We start from the raw sequence: 23,926 nt of genomic DNA, 5'->3' as shown, positions 1-23,926 counted from the left end.
TGTATGTTATTATGTTACCAGTAACAATTAATAAGTGATCATCAAAGATACTAATAATCTTTTTAATAATAAATATTTTCTATGTAATTATAATAAGGATCTAATTATACAGGAAATATGTTTTTTTACGACCGAAGTCCAGTCAATAGTTGACATTCCTTCTTTTAAAAAGTGTCCTTTTTATCCGGGTTTTCATAGAAATTGGAATGCTAGTGATTACTTTTTATTCAGACTTTTGTTCTTTGGCTTGAATATGCTGTTTAAATTCTTTACAAGTGACAAAAGAGTATTTTTTCTTTAGTAAAAAGGAAATCAAGTCGTCAAGTCGCCTAACCATTCCTTCTCCTGAATGGTTGGTCATAATAAACGGTAATTTCCATTCTTCTTTGTGGGCCTTCAGATTGGTAAACTCCCAAGGATGGAAATAGGTGATGGCGTATCCATCATGTTTTAATGTTCGATAAAACAGCCAGCGGTAAACTTTAGCAGGTAGATTATGATAAGTCAACCAAAACAACGGGAGGCGGAAAGCCGGAGTAACGGACGCTGGGAGCTGCAATACTTTTTCTTTATAAAAATATGTGCGTGGTTTATCCAGATGGTTGTATCTTCCAGGAATGAAAGTCGGATTCAAAGATGAATTGTATGTATAACCGGCGTTTTTAATATCCTTCTCATCGACCGGCATCATGCGTGCCATGCGGAAACCCTCTACTGGTTGTCCGGTCAGTTGTTCAAGAAATTCGCGGGAACGTTGCAGGTCGGTTTTCTCAAATGAAGAATGATAATATCCGTGTGAAGCGATCTCATGTCCACCCTGCAGTATATTCTGAATAATTTCAGGAGCATGGGTTGCAAAATTAGCTGTGCAGAAGAAGGTTGCATGTACCTGATATTTGTCCAGACAGGCTAATATTTTTCTGGTGCCTTCGATAGAAACCGCCATCTGTTGTTCGAATGGCAAGTTTATTCCATGTTCTTGAGGAACATCAAATTCTTCAATATCAAAACTGAGTAAAATCATTTGCTGAATAAAATTGAAAGAAAGTTTGCCATTTCACGCTTTAATACATTGAAACCCATATCAGAAACGGTTAATCCGTCTCTGATACGTGATTGTACGGCTTGTATGTTTATTTTTTTCTGTTGCCCTTTATATATAAATTCGGTATCGAACAGGAAACTGTTAACTTTTGTTGATAAAAAAACCGTTTTTCCAGTCTGGTTGAATCCTTTCAATCCTCCCTGCGTATCGCGTATTTTTAAGCGGAGAAAAATAGCATTGCACAGATGGGATGATTCAGAAAGGAACCGGCGGAAGGGCGGCAGGTTTTTCTGATAGTTCCTGTCTCTTGTAGCGACAACTATATCGGCACCTTTGAGCAGGCTATTGATTACCTCCTTAAAAGAGTCGTCGGTATAAGGAAAGTCGTAGTCTGTATATATGATATATTCAGACCGGGTCTGTTGTACCGCTTTGCGTAATGCGTATCCTTTCCCTCTGTTAGGGCGATAATCGATTATCTGGATGCCGGGGATTCCTTGTTCCAGCGCGGCAACGGTTTCCGGTTCATATCCACGTCTTGAACCGTCACTTACAATAAGCAAGTGGAAATCTATGGGACTAAATAAGGATTGTATCTCTTTGAATTTCCCTATAACCTTTTGTTCCCATCCTGGCGGTGGGTTATAGCATGGTAGAATAATATCTATCTCAGTTCTGTCATTCATCTTCTATTTCTTTGTCAACACATAGGTAAACAACCGTTGCTTGTAAATATCGGGTACAAAGATATGACAATTAATTATTTATATTTGCATTTAAACTAATTTGTACGCATCTTGACAGATCTTAGCAGTATTGGCCTATAAAACAATTTATAGAAATAAGTTGTATCTTTGTCAACCTTATAGAATAGAAAGGAATAATTGAGTAAATGGAAAATATAAAGCTCGGAATTATAGGTTTGGGATATGTCGGATTGCCGTTGGCACATTTGTTTGCAACCCGGTATCCGGTGATCGGTTTTTGATATCAGGCAGGATCGGGTAAATGCCCTAGAGAATTAGGTAGCTTAATTCAATTTTTGTAGTCTGTTGTATTGATATCATCTTTTTCTTAAACGACCTCTTATCCTTGATTGGAGAGTCTGAGTTTATAGTAACAGTGTTTACAAAACTAGATAAAGTTTTGAAACATTCCAATTAATTGAAATGATATTCCCTAAAAACAATGGAATATATTATCTTTGTTCCCTCTAGACTGCTTTCCTATAACTGGCAGTTTTTATAGGTATGGAAAAGAAATCAATTGTTTTGGTAACAGGTGGAGCCGGCTTTATCGGTTCGAACTTATGTGAGTTTTTACTGGATGAAGGTTCTCAGGTTGTTTGCCTGGATAATTTCTCTACAGGGAAACCGGAAAATATTCAGAAACATTTTACAAATCCCTCTTTTCGATTGGTAGTAGGCGATATACGGAACCCGGAGGATTGCCGGAAAGCTGTGGAAGGTGTCGACTATGTGTTGCATGAAGCGGCTCTGGGATCGGTTCCTCGGTCCATTAAAGATCCGGTTACTACAAATGCTGTAAATATCAGTGGTTTCTTGAATATGCTGGTAGCAGCCCGTGATGCAGGGGTTAAACGTTTTGTTTACGCTGCAAGTTCTTCTACGTATGGTGATTCTGCATCATTGCCAAAGGTGGAAGAGGTTATAGGAAAACCGCTGTCACCCTATGCCGTGACTAAATATGTAAATGAATTATATGCGGATGTATTTTCCAAAACCTATGGAATCGAATGCATCGGACTGCGATATTTTAATGTGTTCGGACGGAGACAGGACCCGAATGGAGCTTATGCTGCCGTTATTCCTCTTTTTGTGAAACAACTGATCGATCATCAGTCGCCTGTGATCAATGGAGACGGTGAATATTCCAGGGATTTTACCTATATTGAAAATGTAATCCTGATGAATAAGCTGGCATTGACCACTCAGAACAAAGAGGCTGTAAATACGGTATATAATACGGCTTTCGGTGAGCGGACCACCTTGAATCAGTTGGTTGGTTATCTGCAGGAATATTTGAGTGAGTTTGATCCGGAAATAGCGAAAGTAGAAATTAAACATGGTCCGAATCGTTTGGGAGATATTCCACATTCGCTGGCCTCTATCGATAAAGCTAAAAGATTGTTGGGATATCAGCCTTCTTTCAGTATGAGAGACGGCTTGAAGGAAGCTGTTCGTTGGTATTGGCAAAATCTGAAGTAATCAGCAGAAAGGAAGAAATTATGGGAAATATAAAAATAGCAGTAATCGGATTGGGTTATGTCGGTTTGCCGTTGGCACGCTTGTTTGCCACCAAATATCCGGTGATCGGTTTTGATGCGAAAGAGAGCAGAGTCGTTGAGCTAATGTCCGGTCATGACTCGACATTAGAAGTGGATGATGCTATACTGCAATCAGTGCTTGTGAATGATTTGCAAAGTATGACCGGGAACGGGCTGTATTGTTCCAGTAAACTGGAAGATATTGCGTCCTGTAATTTTTATATCGTATGTGTACCGACCCCGGTCGACCGTCATCATAGTCCCGACCTGACACCTTTGTATAGAGCCAGTGAGACTGTAGGAAAGGTGATCGGTAAAGGTGATATAGTCGTGTTTGAATCGACTGTTTATCCAGGTGTGACGGAAGACGAATGCGTGCCGGTTATAGAGAAAATATCCGGTCTGAAGTTCAACGAAGATTTCTTTGCCGGTTATTCTCCCGAACGTATCAATCCGGGTGACAAAGAACATACTGTCGAGAAAATAAAGAAGGTAACTTCCGGTTCTACTCCGGATATAGCTATCGTGATCGATGATGTTTATCGTTCCGTTATTACAGCAGGAACTTTTTGTGCCTCCAGTATAAAGGTGGCAGAGGCAGCTAAGGTGATAGAAAATTCACAACGTGATATCAATATTGCTTTTGTGAATGAACTATCGAAAATATTCAATCTGATCGGTATCGATACCAGTGAAGTCCTGGCTGCTGCTGCGACAAAATGGAATTTTCTACCTTTTAAACCAGGTCTTGTCGGTGGTCATTGCATTGGTGTCGATCCTTATTATTTGGCGCAGAAAGCCCAGGATTACGGATATCATCCGGAAATCATATTGGCTGGCCGTCGTATGAATGACAGTATGGGAGAATATATTGCCAATCAGGTTATCAAGGCTATGATCCGGAAGGATATACCGGTACGTAATGCCGAAGTGCTGGTATTGGGGATTACCTTTAAAGAAAATTGTCCTGATGTACGCAATACCAAAGTGTTTGATGTTGTGAAAGCGCTTCAGGATTACGATATCCGGGTTACTGTATACGATCCCTGGGCAAAACCGGAAGATGTACGACGGGAGTATGGTTTGGAAGTAATGAATACTTTACCCGGTAAAAAATTCGGTGCGGTTGTCCTGGCTGTGGCACATAAAGAGTTTATGAATCTGGATATTCATTCTTTGATACAGGAGAATGGTGTGGTTTATGATGTAAAAGGTTGCATCGACCCGAAATTGGTAGACGATCGTTTATAAGGGGAAAAATATGGAGTACCAGATTAATCCGAAGTATGCCTATTTGGAAAAAGAGATATTGTCTGTCCCTATACGCTTTGACAAGGAAGGAGAATTGATCTATAAGGGACGAAATATACTTAAGGTATTAAATATAGGAGGGATACGTATGTGTATTAAATCCTTTAAATATCCCCATATCATCAATAAAGTGGCTTACGCCTATTTCCGGAAGTCGAAGGCTGAACGTTCCTATCTGTATGCCAATCGTTTTGTTGAACTGGGTATTGGGACGCCTGAACCGGTCGCTTATATTCTTTTCCGGGACAAGGTGGGATTGACATATAGTTATTACATCTCTCTGCAATTGGATGATGTATCTACTCTGCGCGGACTATTTTTGCTACCGAAAGAAGAGCAGATAGAGGCTTTCCGGGCTTTTACTCGCTTTACTTATGATTTTCAACAGAAAGGGGTCTATTTTATTGATCATTCTTTAGGTAATACATTAGTTAAAAAAGATGATGATGGAGTATACCATTTCTGGTTGGTTGACCTCAATCGTACGCAGTTTGAAGTTGTTTCTTCCTGGAAAGGATTAAAAAATCTCTCAATGCTGGAACTACCGGAGTTTTTATTGCGGACTATCGGTGAAGAATATGCATTGCTCAACCATGAGGATAAGGAGGAAATGGTGAAAAGATTGATCCTCTTTACAAAAGCTCATAACGAGCATGTAAAGAGGAAAGGTTTTATTCGGAATACACGTCGGATGATCAAACGTCGTTTGTTTTCATAAGGTACTCCTGTATCCGTAAAGCCAGCTGATGCCAGTCAAATTTCTGTACATGTTTATAAGCATTTTGTCCGAGGCGAGTACGTAATGCTTCATCTTCAATCAGTTTCTTTATTTTTCGACGGAACAGGAATACATATCGTTTGGTAAGTAGACCGGTTTCATTATCGATCAGTAAATCCTTTGTGCCAGCTTGGGTTGCAATTACCGGTAGCCCACAAGCCATAGCTTCGCAGACTGTGTTTGACCAGCCGGCGTGACGTTCTGCTGCTACGAACAAATCCCCCCGGTTGAATAATTCACTGTTCTTTTCAAAAGGATGATTTTGTATGAATTCAAAAGGGACAGTAGTTGAAAAGTTATCTATCAACTGTTGGGCTTTTTCGTTGACTGCCGTATCAAATAGCAGCAAACGAATGTTATATCCTTTCTTGTAGAGTTTCTCGCATGCTTTGATAATATATTTGGTACCTTTCACTCGTTCAACCAAACGTCCATATGCGACAATACAGAAAGGACGGCCTTTTACTGTGTAGCTTGTTTTCGAACTATAATTAGCAGTGTTTACCCCTCCCAAAGCCTTGAATGCTTCAATACTGTATTTCTTTTTATCGTGTAGATAAATATTAGTAGAGCAAGCAAATATCTCAATATTCTTCTGTTTTAAGATTGGACGGAGATTTTCAGTGATCCGGACATGGTAGAATATTCTGCGTTTTGTGTTCGCATTGATCAGCTCATTTAGAAACTTCGTTTCAGTAGTGAACAAGGCATCGATTTCATCTTTTTGTAAATCGGCAAAAGTTTTCGTCTCTCCTTTGAAATCATACCAGTCGGGTGACTTTCCTTCGATGGTATAAACAGTAAAGCTGTGTCCGAGTTCAATGAAAATATTTCCTAATTCCAGAAAACGTTTTACACCTCCGTATAATTTTGTATGGGGTAAAATAACTCCTAGATTCATATTTGTATAGTTAATTATATTTTATTTCCACAGTTTTTTAGCATGCCCGTTGTCTTTAAAAGCGGAAAGTGCTTTTTTCAGGCGACTACGGAAAATATCTTTTTGAAGTGATATTATATGGGGCTTCCCTACTAATTTTGGTTCAAAAGGTTCACCTCGGCGTAAAATATTCCGTATGAAAGATGCGGAAGTAATACCCCATTTAGAAAGGAATTGCTGACTTCCATTATTTTTCTTTACCCGACCGGTTGAAACCGATTCGAAATGATAAACACGACTTGCGGATAATCCTTTGAATAACCGGATACCAGCCATCCATAATTTAGCTGAAAAATCAGGGTCACTGTACATACCCGGTGAAAATTCAATGCTGTAACCGCCGACCAGGTCCCAGATATCTTTGTGTACAACATTGGGTGGCCAGGTAGAGCCAAACCAATCAGAGTGTGGTAAAAGTTGATATTTATCCAGCAATTCCTGTTCCTTAAATGTCTCTACGTTTTCTCCGAAATTGGCAGGAGCTATCACGCTTTTACAAAAGAAAGGACGAGGTTGGATCAAAGTAGCCGAAAGAAAGAATTTGTTATCCGGAAGTTGTTGTATTTCTTCCCATAGAAACTTGTCCCAATCAGGACACGCGTACATATCGTCATTCATATAAAGAATGTAGTCGGTTTTGACTTTGGCTCGTAATGAGTTTAGTGCCCAACAAACTCCGACATTTTCTTTATTATGTATATATTCGTAATTTTGTGTCTCTAACCAATCGGTAGTGCCGTCGGACCCTTCGTTGACATAAATCAGTATTTGATGCCTGTAAGTCGAGTTCTTTTCAATACTTTTCAAGCATAGTTTCAGATAGGCAAGATTGTTCCAGGTTGGAATAAGGATTGAAAAGAGTTGATCGTTTGGAGCCATAGATTCATGTACATAAGTTATTTCCTTCATTTCTGTTCACAAAGATAGGACATTTATCTTGAATCATATTTGAAAATATATTGTACTTTTGTTCATTTGATAAAAAGATATGATAATTTGAGGAAAATATATTGATGAGAATAAGCTTTTTTTAGTTTATGTTTATGCATACCAGGCCATGCCAATTTTTTACTGACCCATTATCAGGTGCTGGACGGTGGAAAATGGGCGGATGATTGCCTGTAAATGAAAGATTGATAAATATATTTATATGATTAGATGAATTCAATAAGGATATATGAATTGTTTGAGAAACTTCGTTATCATTATGAAGATGAGGTGATTGAATTTAAAAAGGCAGAGAATAATTTTGACTTTGATGATCTTGGTAAGTATTTTTCGGCTCTTAGCAATGAGGCGAATCTAAGAAACCAAGAATTTGCCTGGCTCGTTTTTGGAGTTCATGATAAAACCCGTGAGGTGGTAGGTACATCTTATAAAAATAGTTCAGTCTGTTTACAAAGGTTGAAACAAGATTTGGCGCAACATACAATTGGAAATAATACATTTCGTGAAATTTTTGATCTGCAAATAGAGGGAAAACGGATATTGTTGTTCCAAATACCAGCAGCTCCTAATGGTATTCCAATTGCATGGAAAGGGCATTTCTATGGCAGGCATGGGGAAAGTCTTGTCGCGCTTGATATGAATAAATATGATGAAATTCGTCGCCAAACTATTGTTGAAGATTGGTCCTCAATTATTATACCAGAAGCTACTATTGAAGATCTGGATAAAGCTGCTATTGTTAAAGCTCGCATCGAATTCAAAAAGCGAAATCCAAAATATAATGAAGAGGTAGACGAATGGTCTGATGCAATGTTTCTTAATAAAGCAAAGCTGACAAAAGGAGGGAAGATAACGAATGCGACCATTGTACTTCTAGGTAAAGAAGAATCCGAACATTTTATTAATCCCGCAGTGGCAAAAATTCGTTGGAACTTAAAAACATTGGATAATCAGGATAAGGATTTTGAGATTTTTTCTATTCCATTTTTACTGGCAGTAGAAGAAGTCTTTAAGAAAATTAGAAATTTAAAACTTCGTTATATATTAGATGAGAAAAGTTTGTTTCCGGAAGAGTTGTTGCGTTACGAACCTTTCAATATCAGAGAGCTGATTCAAAACTGTATAGCTCACCAAGATTATACAAAAGGAGCAAGAATAAATGTTGTGGAATTTGAGGATGATCATTTAGTCTTTTCCAATTATGGAAGTTTTATTCCTTGCTCAGTAGAAACTGTTATAGAAAATGATTCTCCGGAGGAGTATTATCGTAATCCATTTTTAGTAGAGGCTATGAGAAATTTGAATATGATAGATACACAAGGTGGCGGAATCAGAAAAATATTCAATTTCCAACGTAGCAGGCTTTTTCCTATGCCGGATTATGACTTATCTAATGATAAAGTGAAGGCGACTCTTACAGGACGAATTATTAATGAAGATTTTGCTCATATTTTGTATAACAACCCTAAGCTGTCTTTATCGGATATCATGGTACTTGATAAAGTACAAAAGAAACAGCCTGTTTCAGTAGAAGAATACAAAAAGTTTAAAAAGATGGGATTTATAGAGGGGCGTAAGCCTAATATTTACCTTTCCTCCAAAGTGTTGGCTTTGACTGATGATGAAAGATTAAAAGCTCAGTATATAAAGAATAAGAGTTTTGATGATAACCATTTTAAAGAGTTGATATTATCTTATTTGAAAGCTTATCATATCGGGACAAAAGCTGCTTTAATTGAATTATTAATAGATAAGCTATCAGATAGTTTGAGTGAGGAACAGAAAGTTAAGAAAGTGACAAATTTGCTTTCTGCCTTAAAGCGTGAAGGTAAAATCAAAAGTCTAGGATATTCTAAATGGGGTTTAGATTAGAATTCTAAATGATACTTGATTAAAAGAAACTTCTATTTAATTTATTGAATTTCAATTAGTTGGTGCTAGGATGTGAGTTGGTGATTTAGAATTCTGTTAGAATTCTTATTTCTTTAATAGACTGAGTTAATAATTAAAAGATTTTATGAAATGAAAACGAACATACTTTTTATTCTTCTGGGCTTATGTTTGTGTATGCCGGCTAATGCCGATGATTGGCGGGATAAAACACCTTTGTTGAAATATGCTCCCCGATATTTTGGACCGAATGCATTCCCATTTCCTGAGTTGATGGGGGGGAAACTTCCTTCACGGTGGGAGGTGGAATTGAGAGGTGAATATCATAAAATGACGGGTGATAAAACGAAAGATGTTTTTGCCCGTTTGTATATTCCAATAGCCAAAGGACGTGCAGGTGTATCGCTTTACGGAGTGATACAGGAATGGTATGAAACATCGCCGGAGGTTCGGGATGAGCGTAATGCGGTGGATGTGAAATCTCCGATTCCCTGTCATGGCGATTTTATATTAACCTGCCATTATCAGGTACTGAGCAGCGAGAAATGGGTGGATATTGTAGCAAATGCAACATTGAGAACAGCCAGTGGTGGCCGTCTGTGCGATGCCCGTTACACTGATGCAGCAGCTTACTGGTTCGACTGTAATATCGGACGTACGTTATGGCAGGATCCGGAAACAGCAGCTTCGATCCGTGTACAGGGGATGGCAGGTTTTTACTGTTGGATGACGAATGACCTGGTGCATCGTCAAAATGACGCTTTCACATATGCGATCGGGGCACAGGCTACTTTTCGTGGTTTTACTCTGAATTGCGACTATACAGGTATAAAGGGTTATAGAGGTGACGGGGATAAGCCGATGATTCTTCGTACAAAGTTGAATTATGAGATCAAGAAAAATATAATCTCTTTCGGCTACAAACATGGCATACAAGATTATCTGTACGACAGTTTTTCGTTGGCCTATATTCGCTGTTTCTGATGGAATAATAAAAATAAAGAACTAATAGCGAATATTTTATCTCATAGAAGGAATTTTTACCTAACTTTGTTACGCCCGTAACTGTTACGGGCGTAACAAGAAGTGATAAAGATGAAGTTTTATAATAGAACAAATGAATTAGCAGAGCTGCAGCGAATACAGGATTTATCGTTCAGCGATCATTCCCGCTTTACGGTAGTTACCGGACGGAGGCGTATAGGTAAAACAAGTCTTATAATGAAGGTGGTAGAGGGGTTGCCGACGATTTATCTTTTTGTCGGTCGTAAAAGTGAAGCAACGCTTTGTTCGGAGTTTATTCCGGTTATATCCCAATCACTTGATACTTTTGTTCCGGCAGAAATTCGTACGTTTCGTTCGTTGTTTCAATACTTAATGGAGTTGGCTTCTTCCCGGTCGTTTAATCTTGTGATCGATGAGTTCCAGGAATTTTATAATATCAATGAATCGGTATATAGTGATATGCAAAATATCTGGGATTCGTATCGGAAAAAGTCCCGTATGAATTTGATCGTTTCAGGTTCGATTTATTCATTGATGGAGAAAATATTCCGGAGTTCCAAGGAACCGTTGTTTGGCAGGGCTGACAATATTATAAAATTATCAGCATTCGATCTGTCTACCTTGAAAGAAATTATGTCTGATTACCGGCCGGAATATACTCCGGATGATTTGCTTGCCTTGTATACTTTTACGGGTGGAGTTCCCAAATATGTCGAACTATTCTGTGACAACAGGGCTTTGAGTGTAGATGAAATGATTTCATTCATGGTTCGGGAGAATTCCTCTTTTACGGATGAAGGGAAAAATCTGTTAGTAGAAGAGTTCGGGAAAAACTATGCCATTTATTTTTCTATTTTAAGTGCTATCTCCGGAGGAATCAATACACAGCCCGAAATAGAAGCGGCATTGGGAGACAAAAGTATCGGGGGACAAATCAAGCGGTTGATTGAAGATTACAATATCATCGTTCGCCAACGACCTATATTGGCTAAAGAAGGAAGCCAAACTGTAAGATACGAAATACAGGACAACTTTATCCGGTTTTGGTTCAACTATTTCGATCGGTACCGTTCATTGATAGAGATAAAGAATTTTGTTGGTTTGAGAACTATTATTCAATCAGATTATCCGACATATTCAGGTAAAATGTTAGAGAGATATTTCAAAAAACAATTTGCGGAAAGTTTTCAATACCGCGCAATTGGTTCGTGGTGGGAGACAAAAGGCAACCAATATGAAATAGATATTGTCGCTTTGAAACTGGAAAAGAATCAAGCTGTGGTGGCAGAAGTGAAACGTCAGAAAAAGAACTTTAAACCAGAGTTATTAGCTTCAAAAGTTGAACATCTGAAAAATAAACTTCTGCCTGGATATAAGATTGAAACATATTGTTTGTCATTGGATGATATGTAGGGAACGTTTGCATTGATTTTACGAAATACTTTCATCATTTTCGTCCGAAATCCGCCGGAATCTCTCCCCATTCGGATGTTTCCCATTTTAATATGGTGGTTGTATATGTGTTTGTATTCAGCCATTTCTCAGCTCGTTCGATCAGGTCGAAGATCTGTTCATTGACTGGTTCGCGTTCCAGCAATGTTTTGCATTTTTTCTTTTTTACCCAACTGATCGCATTACGGCTGTCCGAATAAATAGGAAGGTTACTTCCTTTCTGCTTTAACAGGGCCAGACCATGTACGAGCGCAAGGAATTCACCGACATTATTTGTTCCTTTCTTGAGAGGACCGATATGAAAGATTTCCTGCCCGGTTGCTGTATAAACACCCCGGTATTCCATATCCCCCGGGTTACCGCTGCAGGCAGCATCGACGGCGAGACTCTCATTGATCGGTTTCCCGACAGGAGCTTTCGGTGCCAGATTGGCGGCAGCTTTGGCTGACGAAGCGGCTTTCAGGTAATGAGTATATCCCTTCTCGAAAGCTTCGACGGCTTCTTCGCGAGTCTCGAACGATTTGTATTTTGCGCCTTCCTGCCCTTCTACCTGCATTTTGCACTCCGCCCAGTTGTCGTAAACACCCGGGTTTAGTCCTTTCCAAACTACGTAATATTTATTTTTCGCCATCTCTGTTTTCTTAGGATATGAATTGCAAAGGTAATATTTTGTTACTTTTCTATTGAAAGAAAAGTAATGAAGAAAAAAAACTTTACATTTGCGGTAAACAATCATATACGAAATGAAGCGTATTTTTTTGATAGGTTATATGGGAGCCGGAAAGACAACGGTCGGTAAAGACCTCGCCAAACGAATGGGACTCTCTTTTATAGACCTGGACTGTTATATCGAAGCCCGTTACCATAAAATAGTCGGGCAGATATTTGCTGAAAAAGGGGAGGAGGCTTTCCGTGATATCGAACGGCGGATGCTCCATGAAGTGGCCATGTTTGAAGACGTATTGATCTCTACAGGCGGCGGCGCTCCCTGTTTTTTTGATAATATGGAGTTTATGAACGAGACAGGGACCACTGTTTATCTGAAGGTCTCGGTGGAAGAACTGGCAAAGCGGCTTGAAGTCTGTAAATCGACCCGGCCCGTGCTGAAAGGACGTTCCGGCGATGACTTGATTGCATTTATAGCCGAAAGCCTGGAGAAAAGAACTCCTTATTATATGAAAGCTTCAGTCGTATTTGATGCCGAAGTGATGTTGACGGAGACGGATGTACATGAAATTTCGGAAGCATTGGAAAAAATATTATAACCTAATAACGTAAGTCAGTTGTCGGACTTGCCGACCGTAAAATCGTATTATGGAAGCAACAGGAGGCAAGCAGCCCCAGGGTGCGTATATTACCCAGGAGTTGTTGAAAGAATTAAATAAGATAAGTAATCGGTTACTGATTGGTATCCCTTGTGAACGGAAAGAAGGAGAAAAACGCTTGGCGCTTACTCCCGAGGCTGTTGACATGCTGACCGATCGCGGACATCGCGTATTGGTAGAGTCAGGTGCCGGTCTGGGAATCAATTACTCCGACAATCATTATTCCGAAGCTGGTGCCGAAATCGTCGCTACCCCGGCGGAGGTTTTCCAGGCGGATATAATTCTGAAGATACTCCCTCCGTTGCCGCAGGAGATCCTGTTGATGAAGCCCCGTTCAACTGTCTTTTCTATGGTTCAGCTGAATCTCTTTGCTCCGGAGGCCTTTGAATTGATGATGGCTAAGCGGATCACGGCTATAGCTTATGAACTGATGTCGGACGATCAGAAAAGGTGCCCTGTCCTGAATGTGATCTCAGAGATAGAAGGGACCGCTTCCATTACCATTGCTTCTGAATTACTCAGTAATACCCAGGGAGGAAAAGGGATTCTATTGGGAGGTATTCCCGGTGTATCACCTACTGAAATCGTGATCGTCGGGGCCGGAAATGCCGGAACTGTTGCTGCCCGGGCGGCATTGGCACTGGGGGCATCCGTCAAGGTGTTCGATGACGATATCAACAAGCTGCGTACTATACAGCAGGTGTTGGGGCAGGGATTGTTTACTTCCAATTTCCATCCGAACGTATTACATAATGCTTTCCGCACCGCCGATGTTGTGATCGGGGCAATGCGTTATATCAATACACGTTACCGTTATGTGATCGCGGAAGAACTGGTCCGGACCATGAAACGGGGATCGCTGGTGATCGATCTGCGTATCAGCCAGGGGGGGTGTTTTGAAACGACCTGTTGCCTTGCAAAATCCGATCCGACCGTGTTCGAGCAATACGGTGTATTGCATTATTGTATGCCTAATATCAGCAACCGGGTGGCACGTACCACTTCGATGGCTTTCAGTAATATATTTATACCCGTCTTCCTCGCTTTGGGAGATGCCGGAACAGTCCAGAATATGATAAAGGCAGATGATGGCTTTCGTTCAGGGGTTTACATGTATTGTGGAAAACCTGTAAACAATTACGTGTCTAATCATTTTAATTTATCATCAAATAACCTGGATCTATATCTTTCTGCTTTTTAAGTCTCAAAAGTTTTGAACTAGCCAAGTTTATTCTTTACTTTGCGGAAATCTAACTACAAACAAGCGATTAAGCTAATATAAGTAATTATGGCAGAACAAACAAAAGTAACAACGTTGGAAAAGGTTGTAATCCGTTTTTCGGGGGATTCCGGGGATGGTATGCAGTTAACCGGAACGATCTTTTCTAATCTGTCGGCTATTTTCGGAAATGAGATCTCTACATTTCCCGACTATCCGGCGGAAGTACGTGCTCCTCAGGGAACACTGAGTGGTGTATCAGGATTCCAGGTGCATCTGGGATCACGGAAGATCTTTACACCTGGTGATAAGGCGGACGTCTTGGTTGCCATGAACCCCGCCGCTTTGAAAGTGAACGTGAAGCACATCAAACCAAATGCAATTGTCATTATCGATACCGATTCATTCAAAAAGAGTGATCTGGACAAGGCTTTGTTTACAACTGACGATCCGTTCAAGGAATTAGGACTGAACAGTGTACAGGTTGTTGCTGCTCCGATCTCCACGATGGTGAAAGACGGATTGGCAGAATTTGGTCTGGACAACAAATCGGCTCTCCGCTCAAAGAATATGTTTGCTCTGGGACTTGTTTGCTGGTTGTTCGACCGTCCTCTGGAAGAAGCCATGCACATGCTCCAGAATAAATTCGCCAAAAAGCCGGTGATTGCACAAGCCAACATCAAAGCGTTGACAGACGGTTATAATTATGGTCATAATATCCATGCGTCGGTTTCTACTTACCGCATTGAAAGTAAGAAGGCCGAACCGGGATTCTATACAGACGTAAACGGAAACAAGGCTACATCCTACGGGTTGATCGCTGCCGCTGAAAAAGCAGGTTTGCAACTTTTCCTGGGTAGTTATCCTATTACTCCGGCTACTGATATTTTACATGAATTGTCCAAACGGAAAGATCTGGGTGTGATCACGGTACAGGCGGAAGACGAGATTGCCGGTATCTGTACGGCTATCGGCGGAAGCTTCGCCGGTTGTCTGGCTGCTACATCAACTTCCGGTCCCGGTTTGGCGCTGAAGAGTGAAGCGATCGGTCTGGCTGTAATAGCTGAGTTGCCGTTGGTTATCATCGACGTACAGCGCGGCGGCCCTTCAACAGGTATGCCGACCAAGAGTGAACAGACCGACCTGATGCAGGCTCTTTACGGACGTAACGGTGAAAGCCCGCTGGTGGTTGTTGCCGCATCTACTCCGACAGATTGTTTCGATGCTGCTTACTGGGCAGGTAAACTGGCTGTCGAACATATGACTCCGGTGATCCTAATGACAGATGCCTTTATCGCAAACGGTTCGTCTGCATGGAAATTACCTGATCTGGAAAATTATCCGGAGATCAAACCGAATTACGTTTCTAACTACCACGAAGAAAAACCGTGGAAGGCCTATCGTCGTGATAAAGAAAGCTTGGTTCGTTACTGGGCTATTCCGGGAATGGAAGGTTTCGCACACCGTTTGGGTGGTCTGGAAAAAGACTACGAAACGAGTGCTATCTCGACCGATCCGATCAACCACCAGAAGATGGTTACCACCCGTCAGGCTAAGATCGATAAGATTGCCGACTTTATCCCTGAACAGGAAGTGATCGGAGATGCCGATGCAGATCTGTTGCTGGTAGGATGGGGTGGCACATACGGTCACTTGTATGAAGCGATGGAAACGATGCAGGAACAAGGAAAGAAGGTGGCATTAGCTCACTTCAAATTCATCAGTCCGCTCCCGAAGAATACGGCAGAAATACTTTCCAGATATAAGAAGGTGGTTGTTGCCGAACAGAATAACGGACAGTTTGCCAACTATCTGCGTGGTAAGGTTCCCGGATTTAATCCGTACAGATTTAATCGCGTGAAAGGTCAGCCTTTCGTTGTTGCGAGATTAGTTGAGGAATTCACTAAAATATTGGAGGCTTAAAAAATGACAGATATAAAATTCGAACCGAAAGATTATAAAAGCGACCAGTATGTTCGTTGGTGTCCGGGCTGCGGAGACCATGCCGTATTGAACTGCTTACACAAAGCGATGGCGGAAGTAGGAGTGGCTCCTCATAATATGGCCGTTATCTCGGGTATCGGGTGTTCTTCCCGTTTACCTTATTATATGAATACATACGGTTTCCATACCATTCACGGACGTGGTGCTGCGATCGCAACTGGTGTGAAAACTGCTCGTCCCGACCTGAGTGTCTGGTTGATCACCGGTGACGGTGACTGTCTGGCTATCGGCGGTAACCATTTCATCCATGCCGTACGCCGTAATGTCGACCTGAACATAGTCCTGTTCAATAATAAGATCTATGGTCTGACTAAAGGACAGTATTCACCGACGTCCGATCGTGGTTTCGTCTCCAAGAGTTCTCCTTACGGAACGGTGGAAGATCCTTTTGTTCCTGCTGAGCTGGCTTTGGGTGCGCGCGGAAACTTCTTTGCCCGTGTGATCGATGTAGACCTGAAGAATACGACTGAAGTGCTGGCTGCCTCTGCCCGCCATAAAGGTGCTTCTGTTACGGAAGTATTGGTGAACTGTGTAATTTTTAACGACGGTATACACAAAAGTATTGTCGATAAGGAATACCGTGCCGACCGTACGATCTTCCTGCGCCACGGCGAAAAGATGATCTTCGGTAAGGAAGGTAATAAAGGTCTTGTCCTGGACGGACTGAAACTGAAAGCTGTCACGATCGGTGAAGATGGTTATACGATGGATGATATTCTGGTTCATGATGCCCATGAAAAGGATAGTACGCTTCATCTGATGTTGGCTATGATGTCGGATGATATGCCGATCGCCCTGGGGGTTATCCGCGATGTGGATGCTCCGGTGTACGATGAGGCCGTTCATCAGCAGATTGAAGAAGTGCAGTCAAAGAATCCTACCCGTACACTGAAAGACTTCCTGATGAAAGGGGAAGTTTGGGAAGTAAAATAAGAATTTACTGTTATACTGAAACAGGAGGGATGATCGTACGATCATCCCTTTTTTGTTTTATCCATCTTCGTCCATAGGAAAATGAAAAAGTTGATTTTTATCGGAAAAAAGTGAGTATAAATGATCGAAACCTGTGTTTTGAAAGAAAAACGTTATTGGAACAATGAATAAAGATTATACGAAATATACCACGGAAAAGCTGTTGGAAGATGATTTCTTTATCGAATCAAACACTTCTCCGACGCTGGATACGATCAATTTCTGGAAAGGACAGATCGCCGGCGGACTGGATGAGCAGGAATACCAGTTAGCAGTATTCTTTTTACGTTCCATCCGTGTAAAGAAAGAGCAAATGAGTAATGAACGACAGGATTTATTATGGACAAGGATCAAGGATTCGAACAAGATCCTGCAAATGCAACGTAATCGTCGCTTTCGTTCTTTTATATGGATGGTTGCTGCCAGTGTCACTGTTTTGATTATATTCTCTATTTCATATATATATACCAATGTAAACAAAACTCCGGATGTAGAAGCCATTGCCCGGGAAATGGCTGTTACTCCGGAAGCGGATGATATACAATTGGTTTTACCCGATAAGCAGATTCCGATCAGCGGACAGGAATCTCAGATCGAATATGATGCAAAAGGGACGGTGGTCGTTAATTCGGAAAAAATCGCAGATGCGTTTCAAAGCTCTGCTAACTCCTCCAAGCGATCATTGGAGTTTAATCAATTGATTGTTCCGAACGGAAAACGTTCTACCTTGATTTTAGAGGATGGAACCAAAGTCTGGGTGAATGCCGGTAGCCGGATCGTGTACCCGGTGGCATTCGCAGATAAAAAAAGAGAAATCTATGTAAATGGCGAGGTTTTCCTGGAGGTAGCACCGGATAAGAACAGACCTTTTGTCGTAAAAACGAAGGAGATGGATGTACAGGTTCTGGGTACTTCTTTTAATGTAATGGCATACGAAACGGACGAATCGGCATCGGTAGTCCTGGTGACGGGGAGCGTGCAGGTAGATACCAGGGATGATGAAGATTTCCGCCTGGAACCTAACAGGATGTTCTCTTATCATAAGGGAGAATGTGATATAAAGGATGTCAATGTAAATGATTATATCTTATGGAAAGATGGGTTATATACATACAGAAGTGAACATTTGTCGGTAATCCTGGATCGTTTATCCCGTTATTATGGGAAAAAGATCAGTTACAAGTCTGATGTGGCAGATTTAAGATGTTCAGGAAAGCTTGATATGCAGGAGGACCTGGAGGTTGTTCTGGATGGGTTGAGTCAAACAGCTCCGATCCTCTACAAGAAAATAGGTGAGGAGTATATATTAGTCAAAGTAGGTAAATAAATGATTGTGTATTAGGTTATTGTTTTTTGAAGCATATATGTTAACAACTTAAATTTGAAAGCCTATGGAAAAAGTTCGAATGGAATAATAATAGATCTGTAAATGTTTACAAAACCGGATAACACTGCCATGTTATCCGGTTGGATCTTTAAATTAACTAGTTGAAAATAACCATTTAAAAATCAATACAAAGATATGGTAAATAAACGATTCTCCAATTACTGGAGTGTTAAATATCGCATTATGAAAATCGCCGCTATATTCCTGATCTTGGGAATAAATGCAAGTTTGGCTAATGATACTTATTCGCAATCGACGACATTGTCTTTGAAAGCGAACAATAAGACTGTACAGGAAATCTTCTCTGAAATAGAAAAGCAAAGTGAATATGTATTTTTCTATTATGATGGTGTGTTGGATATTAACCGGAAGGTGAAATTGGATATCACTGATCAGACTGTGGAAGTTATATTGAAACAGTTGTTCGAGGGTACGGATAATACCTATGTTATAAAAGACCGTCAGATATTTATTTCTAAGAAAAAGGATACAGGTTTAATTGGTCCGTTGCCACTGAAAGCCCAGAACAAAAGTACTTTTCGGGGTAAGGTGCTGGATGACTTTGGTGAACCGTTGCCGGGAGCTGCTATCCTGGTTGCGGGAAGTACCCGTGGTGTGACGACTGACCTGGACGGCTCTTTCGAACTGGAAGTGAACAAATCGGATAAGTTAGTCATTTCTTATCTGGGAATGGAAGATCAGGAAGTAGTTATCGGTAACCAAAATGATGTTGTGATCAGAATGAAACCTAAAGTAGATGAATTGGAAGAGGTTACCGTTGTTGCTTACGGTAAGCAAAAGAAGGCTAGTGTGATAGGTGCTATATCTACCATTACTTCTGAACAGCTTCAGGTACCTGTGGCGAAGCTGAGTACAAGTCTGGCCGGGCAGATGGCAGGTATTGTAGCCATACAACGTACGGGGGAACCCGGTGCCGGAGCCGACTTCTGGATACGGGGTATCAGCTCTTTCGGGGCAAACAATACACCGCTTATCCTGGTGGACGGGATAGAACGATCGATGGATTTGGTCGATCCGGAAGATATTGCGACTTTTTCTATCTTGAAGGATGCGACAGCTACGGCATTGTATGGAGTGCGTGGTGCAAACGGAATTGTCCTGATCACGACAAAACGGGGAAGGGAAGCAAAACCGGCTATCAATGCCCGGGTGGAATATGGGATTTCCAATCCGACCGTAACACCTAAAATGGCGAATGCCTCCCAATGGATGGACTATTATAATGACATCACATTACAGGGAAATGGTCAATTGGCTTATCAACCGATGAAATATGATAAATATGTCAATCATACGGATCCGGATTTGTATCCGAATGTGGACTGGTGGGATACGACGTTCCGCAATATATCGAATAATATCCGTGCGAATGTCAATGTTTCGGGAGGAGGTAAAAGTGTCCGCTATTATGTTGCCGGTTCGTTTTATAGTGAGAATGGTATTTTTAAACCGGTGAAGAACCCTCAGTATGATCCCCAGGTCGGATACAAAAAAATCAATTTCCGGGCCAATGTCGATATTAATGTGACCCGGTTGACGGAACTGAGTCTTTCGTTGTCGAACCAATATGAAATTAAGAACCGTTTAGGGGTTGCAATGGAAAGTGTTTATGAGAATACATTGGCCGTTCCTTCCGTTGCTGTTGTTCCCGTATTTTCAGATGGTAGCTTGTCCCGCCCTATTGTAGGGACTAATCCTTATCTGGATCTGAACTATACAGGTTATTCTGCTGATTTCTGGAACAATGCTCAATCTTTGATCAGCCTGACACAGGATTTTTCATTTATTACTCCCGGTTTAAAAGGGAATGCAAAATTCTCATGGGATGCCCGTAATGAATCGACTCTGGATAAACGTAAGTCGCCGGTTACATACGATGCTCTGGGAAGGGATAAGGAAGGAAATCTGATTTTACATCAGAACCGCGACGGTAATGATTTTCTTTCCCTGGCTCGCTCTAACAGAGGGGCACAGACCTGGAACTTTGAAACATCGCTTACATACGATCAGTTATTTAATGATGACCATCGGGTGAATGGCCTGTTTTTATTCAATATCCGGGAATATACCAACAACTTCCCGACTGATTATATTGCAGCTTTTGCCAATAGAAATATCGGTATTGCGGGCCGTACAGCTTATTCTTTCAGGGATAAATATTTTGCAGAATTCAATTTTGGTTATAATGGTTCTGAAAACTTCGCTCCGGGAAAACGTTTCGGTTTTTTCCCTTCCGGTGCTTTGGGTTATATGATCAGCAATGAAGATTTCTGGAAACCCCTGTCATCTGTGGTCTCCTTATTGAAGATTAAGGGTTCTTATGGAGAGATAGGAAATGATAAGATCGGCGGTGATCGTCGTTTTGCGTATAATACCGAGATGCAGTATACGGGAGGTTGGAATTTCGGACGTGATCAGGCAAAGTGGATCGGAGGTATCGCAACCGGACATCCCGGTAACCCGAATGTATCCTGGGAAACTGCCAAGAAGACGGATGTCGGTTTTGAATTGGGACTGTTCCATCGTATTAAACTGAGTGCCGATTATTTTAAAGAAAAACGCGAAGGTATTTATATTCAGCAACAAAGTATTCCTTCGGTAGTCGGTATTAACGTGACGCAGTATGTGAATTTAGGTAAGATGCAGAATCAGGGGATAGATATGACGCTGGAATATGAACAGCAGGTAAATGATGAGTTATATATATCCGGACGTGGAAACTTTACCTTTAACCGTAATAAAGTATTGTATGATGATAAACCGAGTCAGCAATGGCCTTATTTGAATGATGTAGGTTTTCCGATGGATCAACATAGGGGGCTGGTTGCTATTGGTTTGTTTGAGTCGGAGAAAGATATAGCGAACAGTCCGACACAAACTTTCGGTCCGGTACGTCCGGGAGATATCAAATACCGGGATATAGACGGGAACGGGATTATCGACTCAAACGACCGGGTTCCGATGGGATATACGACAATCCCTGAGATCAACTATGGTTTCGGTGTGAGCCTGCGATGGAGACGTTTTGATTTATCCGTATTCTTTCAGGGAGCTACCCATGTAGGGCGTATGATCGGAGGAAGCCAGGTGTACGGTAGTGACGGCAGTATTCTGTCTCTTGGAAACTTCTATGAAGAGGTAGCAGAGAACCGTTGGACTGAATGGAATCCGGATCCGAATGCGAAATATCCTCGTATGTGGATGTCGGCCTTTGACAATAATAAGCAACAGTCTTCCTTTTGGTGGCGCGATATGAGCTATATCCGTTTGAAAAATGCGGAGATAGGATATTCATTACCTAAAGAACTGATACAAAAGATAGGTCTTTCGACGATACGTTTTTATATACAGGGTGTCAATCTTCTGACGTTTAGCGGATTTAAATTATGGGATCCGGAACTGAATACCGGAACCGGAGGACTATATCCCCAAATGCGTACGGCTGCCATAGGAATGAATGTTAACTTTTAATTATTAAGCATATGAAAAAATATAAGCATAGATATACAGTAATCAGTCTGTTATGCATGATCGGCATGTTGTTTACCGGTTGTGATGGTTTTCTGGATGTAGAGTTGGATAATCAGATTAAACTGGAGGAAGTATTCAATAAACGTTCCACAACCGAACAATATCTGGCACAAGTGTATGGCTTTGTTCCCCAGACATATAATTGGCATGAAAATGCTGTCGGTGCCAATATCCCCATGAGTGATGAAGCTCTGTTTTCCTGGATGTCCGGATTGGGGTATCATAGTTTTTTGAATGGGACATGGAGTGTCACGACTACCTCCTATGCGATCTGGAAAAATATGTATCAGGCCATTAATCAGGCTACCGTATTTATGAACCACGTAGATGAGTGTGTGGAATTGACCCAGAAAGAAAAAGATATAATGAAGGCGGAGGCTCGTTTTTTGAGAGCTTATTTCTATACACTCTTAATAGATCGGTACGGACCGGTTTATGTTTGGGGAGACCAGGATTCTGATTCCAGTATTCATGCGGAAGATGTTGATCGCCATCCGCTGGAAGCAAATGTGCAGTTTGTGCTGGAAGAATATGATAAGGCCGCAGAGATTTTACCTTTACAGATTACGGATCTCAGTTGGTACGGGCGTGTAACGAAAGGAGTTGTGTTGGCTGCTAAGGCCCGTTTCTTGTTGTATATGGCAAGTCCGCTGTTCAATGGCTGTTCTCTGTATAAGGGAATGCAGAATAAAGACGGAGAATTATTATTCCCGCAGTCACCGGACCTTGAAAAGTGGCAAAAGGCGGCTGATGCAGCTAAGGCTGTTATTGATCTGGGAATTTATGATCTGGTACGGAACACGACAGAAACAGATCCGTTTAAACGGGCAATCCGTTCGTATATGGCGATAACATTGGAAAAATGGAATAAAGAACTTATTTGGGGACAATGGCAAACTGATGGAATGTTCATTGTTGTTCGTTGTAATCCTCCCCAGTTCTGTAAGACCGGTTATGGTGGATATTGCCCTTCTATCCGTTTGGTCGATACTTATCCTATGGCTGCTTCAGGGCGCTTCCCTGTCACGGGATATAATGCGGATGGTTCTCCGGTTATAGACTCGAAATCCGGTTATGTGGAAGATGGTTTTAAGGATAGTTATAAACATCCGTTGGATACTTTCCTGCTTGTAAAAGCACATAACAGTTGTGTCGGGCGTGACGCTCGTTTTTATGCTTCTGTTTTAGCGAATGGATTCCCGTGGCTGAATCCGGCGATGAGAAAAGAGGCTGTTACATTTTTTGATGGAGGTACTTCTTCCTATTCAGGTAGTGGCGATTGCGTGAAGGTCGGATATTCCTGGCGCAGAATGACCGACCCGACTTTGAATACGGACCAGGGGAACTGGGGGCAATTGGTCGCTCCGATCTTTCGTTTAGGTGAGATTTATCTGAACTATGCGGAAGCCTGTAACGAAAAACCGAACCGGGATGAGGCCGAAGCTTTGAAGTATATCAACCTGGTCCGTGAACGTTCCGGTTTGAATAAACTGGAGGATGCTTATCCGGAAGTCAAAGGAAATAAAAACTTACTTCGTGAGCTTATACAGAAAGAACGTATGGTCGAATTGGCATTCGAGACACTCCGGCTACCGGACCTTCGCCGGTGGATGACCGCTAAAGATGTTCTGAACGGAAAAGTATGGACAAGGAATGTCGCTGCGAAAAATTATGAAGACTCATGGCACAGGACAACGTCTATCTGGGCTTCAGGAGACAGGGTATTCACAGACAAAAATTATCTGTTCCCTATTCCTCAGGAGCAATTGAATGAAATGCAGAATTTGACACAAAATTATGGTTGGTAATAA

18 protein-coding genes are annotated in these 23,926 nt (G+C 41.3%); 13 read left to right on the top strand and 5 right to left on the bottom strand.

What is annotated here, in order from left to right; all coding sequences use genetic code 11:
• Nucleotides 1-223: 223 nt before the first annotated feature.
• On the bottom strand, nucleotides 224-1,024 hold the full coding sequence (locus tag DWW23_RS11695) for a polysaccharide deacetylase family protein (RefSeq protein WP_122353466.1): 801 nt from the start codon (nucleotides 1,022-1,024) through the stop codon (nucleotides 224-226).
• Complete coding sequence (locus tag DWW23_RS11690; RefSeq protein ID WP_122353465.1) at nucleotides 1,021-1,731, bottom strand: glycosyltransferase; 711 nt, start codon at nucleotides 1,729-1,731, stop codon at nucleotides 1,021-1,023. Before DWW23_RS11690 ends, DWW23_RS11695 begins: the two co-directional genes overlap by 4 nt.
• A gap of 564 nt (nucleotides 1,732-2,295) precedes the next feature.
• On the opposite strand from DWW23_RS11690, the gene DWW23_RS11685 reads away from it, so the two are divergent.
• The 3 genes from DWW23_RS11685 to DWW23_RS11675 are packed head-to-tail and all read left to right on the top strand — an operon-like array spanning nucleotide 2,296 to nucleotide 5,361.
• Nucleotides 2,296-3,273 (top strand): SDR family oxidoreductase, encoded by a 978-nt coding sequence (locus DWW23_RS11685; protein WP_122353464.1) that lies wholly within the window; start codon nucleotides 2,296-2,298, stop codon nucleotides 3,271-3,273.
• A gap of 20 nt (nucleotides 3,274-3,293) precedes the next feature.
• A complete protein-coding gene (locus DWW23_RS11680) occupies nucleotides 3,294-4,583 on the top strand; it encodes a nucleotide sugar dehydrogenase (protein ID WP_122353583.1) in 1,290 nt (429 codons plus the stop codon).
• 10 nt (nucleotides 4,584-4,593) lie between these two features.
• Complete coding sequence (locus DWW23_RS11675; protein WP_122353463.1) at nucleotides 4,594-5,361, top strand: lipopolysaccharide kinase InaA family protein; 768 nt, start codon at nucleotides 4,594-4,596, stop codon at nucleotides 5,359-5,361.
• Here the strand turns inward: DWW23_RS11675 and DWW23_RS11670 are convergent.
• On the bottom strand, nucleotides 5,339-6,322 hold the full coding sequence (locus DWW23_RS11670; protein WP_122353462.1) for a glycosyltransferase family 4 protein: 984 nt from the start codon (nucleotides 6,320-6,322) through the stop codon (nucleotides 5,339-5,341). The genes DWW23_RS11675 and DWW23_RS11670 overlap by 23 nt on opposite strands.
• 21 nt (nucleotides 6,323-6,343) lie before the next feature.
• Nucleotides 6,344-7,270: a glycosyltransferase family 2 protein gene (locus DWW23_RS11665; RefSeq protein WP_122353461.1), complete on the bottom strand. Its 927-nt coding sequence runs from the start codon at nucleotides 7,268-7,270 to the stop codon at nucleotides 6,344-6,346.
• Between the two features lie 249 nt (nucleotides 7,271-7,519).
• Between DWW23_RS11665 and DWW23_RS11660 the strand changes: the two genes are divergently transcribed.
• The 3 genes from DWW23_RS11660 to DWW23_RS11650 all read left to right on the top strand — a co-directional run bounded on the left by DWW23_RS11660 (nucleotide 7,520) and on the right by DWW23_RS11650 (nucleotide 11,617).
• Nucleotides 7,520-9,181 carry an RNA-binding domain-containing protein gene (locus DWW23_RS11660; RefSeq protein ID WP_122353460.1) on the top strand — a complete coding sequence of 554 codons (1,662 nt, stop codon included), beginning with the start codon at nucleotides 7,520-7,522 and terminating at the stop codon, nucleotides 9,179-9,181.
• A gap of 150 nt (nucleotides 9,182-9,331) precedes the next feature.
• Nucleotides 9,332-10,183, top strand: coding sequence for a hypothetical protein (locus tag DWW23_RS11655; RefSeq protein WP_122353459.1), 852 nt, complete (start codon nucleotides 9,332-9,334; stop codon nucleotides 10,181-10,183).
• Between the two features lie 111 nt (nucleotides 10,184-10,294).
• A complete protein-coding gene (locus DWW23_RS11650) occupies nucleotides 10,295-11,617 on the top strand; it encodes an ATP-binding protein (RefSeq protein ID WP_122353458.1) in 1,323 nt (440 codons plus the stop codon).
• A gap of 34 nt (nucleotides 11,618-11,651) precedes the next feature.
• Here the strand turns inward: DWW23_RS11650 and DWW23_RS11645 are convergent, their stop codons facing one another.
• Nucleotides 11,652-12,287, bottom strand: coding sequence for a viroplasmin family protein (locus DWW23_RS11645; protein ID WP_122353582.1), 636 nt, complete (start codon nucleotides 12,285-12,287; stop codon nucleotides 11,652-11,654).
• A gap of 112 nt (nucleotides 12,288-12,399) precedes the next feature.
• Here DWW23_RS11645 and DWW23_RS11640 point away from each other — a divergent pair, with 112 nt between their 5' ends.
• From DWW23_RS11640 to DWW23_RS11610, 7 genes are all read left to right on the top strand, one after another.
• On the top strand, nucleotides 12,400-12,921 hold the full coding sequence (locus DWW23_RS11640; protein ID WP_122353457.1) for a shikimate kinase: 522 nt from the start codon (nucleotides 12,400-12,402) through the stop codon (nucleotides 12,919-12,921).
• 49 nt (nucleotides 12,922-12,970) lie between these two features.
• A complete protein-coding gene (locus DWW23_RS11635) occupies nucleotides 12,971-14,182 on the top strand; it encodes an alanine dehydrogenase (protein WP_122353456.1) in 1,212 nt (403 codons plus the stop codon).
• Between the two features lie 87 nt (nucleotides 14,183-14,269).
• A complete protein-coding gene (locus DWW23_RS11630) occupies nucleotides 14,270-16,123 on the top strand; it encodes a 2-oxoacid:acceptor oxidoreductase subunit alpha (protein WP_122353455.1) in 1,854 nt (617 codons plus the stop codon).
• 3 nt (nucleotides 16,124-16,126) lie between these two features.
• Nucleotides 16,127-17,137 carry a 2-oxoacid:ferredoxin oxidoreductase subunit beta gene (locus tag DWW23_RS11625; RefSeq protein ID WP_122353454.1) on the top strand — a complete coding sequence of 337 codons (1,011 nt, stop codon included), beginning with the start codon at nucleotides 16,127-16,129 and terminating at the stop codon, nucleotides 17,135-17,137.
• Nucleotides 17,138-17,300: 163 nt separating this feature from the next.
• The gene (locus DWW23_RS11620) at nucleotides 17,301-18,503 is read left to right on the top strand and encodes a FecR family protein (RefSeq protein WP_122353453.1); all 1,203 of its coding nucleotides are present in this window, start codon (nucleotides 17,301-17,303) and stop codon (nucleotides 18,501-18,503) included.
• Nucleotides 18,504-18,698: 195 nt separating this feature from the next.
• Complete coding sequence (locus tag DWW23_RS11615; protein ID WP_122353452.1) at nucleotides 18,699-22,055, top strand: TonB-dependent receptor; 3,357 nt, start codon at nucleotides 18,699-18,701, stop codon at nucleotides 22,053-22,055.
• A gap of 11 nt (nucleotides 22,056-22,066) precedes the next feature.
• Nucleotides 22,067-23,923: a RagB/SusD family nutrient uptake outer membrane protein gene (locus DWW23_RS11610; protein WP_122353451.1), complete on the top strand. Its 1,857-nt coding sequence runs from the start codon at nucleotides 22,067-22,069 to the stop codon at nucleotides 23,921-23,923.
• Nucleotides 23,924-23,926 lie beyond the last annotated feature (3 nt).

The organism is Parabacteroides sp. AF14-59 (genome assembly GCF_003479515.1).
Lineage (GTDB): Bacteria > Bacteroidota > Bacteroidia > Bacteroidales > Tannerellaceae > Parabacteroides > Parabacteroides faecis.
This window is presented reverse-complemented; position numbering and strand designations above follow the sequence as displayed.

Coding starts and splice junctions, on each gene's coding strand:
- DWW23_RS11695 (WP_122353466.1), bottom strand. CDS start 1,024: ATGATTTTACTCAGTTTTGATATTGAAGAATTTGATGTTCCTCAAGAA.
- DWW23_RS11690 (WP_122353465.1), bottom strand. CDS start 1,731: ATGAATGACAGAACTGAGATAGATATTATTCTACCATGCTATAACCCA.
- DWW23_RS11685 (WP_122353464.1), top strand. CDS start 2,296: ATGGAAAAGAAATCAATTGTTTTGGTAACAGGTGGAGCCGGCTTTATC.
- DWW23_RS11680 (WP_122353583.1), top strand. CDS start 3,294: ATGGGAAATATAAAAATAGCAGTAATCGGATTGGGTTATGTCGGTTTG.
- DWW23_RS11675 (WP_122353463.1), top strand. CDS start 4,594: ATGGAGTACCAGATTAATCCGAAGTATGCCTATTTGGAAAAAGAGATA.
- DWW23_RS11670 (WP_122353462.1), bottom strand. CDS start 6,322: ATGAATCTAGGAGTTATTTTACCCCATACAAAATTATACGGAGGTGTA.
- DWW23_RS11665 (WP_122353461.1), bottom strand. CDS start 7,270: ATGAAGGAAATAACTTATGTACATGAATCTATGGCTCCAAACGATCAA.
- DWW23_RS11660 (WP_122353460.1), top strand. CDS start 7,520: ATGAATTCAATAAGGATATATGAATTGTTTGAGAAACTTCGTTATCAT.
- DWW23_RS11655 (WP_122353459.1), top strand. CDS start 9,332: ATGAAAACGAACATACTTTTTATTCTTCTGGGCTTATGTTTGTGTATG.
- DWW23_RS11650 (WP_122353458.1), top strand. CDS start 10,295: ATGAAGTTTTATAATAGAACAAATGAATTAGCAGAGCTGCAGCGAATA.
- DWW23_RS11645 (WP_122353582.1), bottom strand. CDS start 12,287: ATGGCGAAAAATAAATATTACGTAGTTTGGAAAGGACTAAACCCGGGT.
- DWW23_RS11640 (WP_122353457.1), top strand. CDS start 12,400: ATGAAGCGTATTTTTTTGATAGGTTATATGGGAGCCGGAAAGACAACG.
- DWW23_RS11635 (WP_122353456.1), top strand. CDS start 12,971: ATGGAAGCAACAGGAGGCAAGCAGCCCCAGGGTGCGTATATTACCCAG.
- DWW23_RS11630 (WP_122353455.1), top strand. CDS start 14,270: ATGGCAGAACAAACAAAAGTAACAACGTTGGAAAAGGTTGTAATCCGT.
- DWW23_RS11625 (WP_122353454.1), top strand. CDS start 16,127: ATGACAGATATAAAATTCGAACCGAAAGATTATAAAAGCGACCAGTAT.
- DWW23_RS11620 (WP_122353453.1), top strand. CDS start 17,301: ATGAATAAAGATTATACGAAATATACCACGGAAAAGCTGTTGGAAGAT.
- DWW23_RS11615 (WP_122353452.1), top strand. CDS start 18,699: ATGGTAAATAAACGATTCTCCAATTACTGGAGTGTTAAATATCGCATT.
- DWW23_RS11610 (WP_122353451.1), top strand. CDS start 22,067: ATGAAAAAATATAAGCATAGATATACAGTAATCAGTCTGTTATGCATG.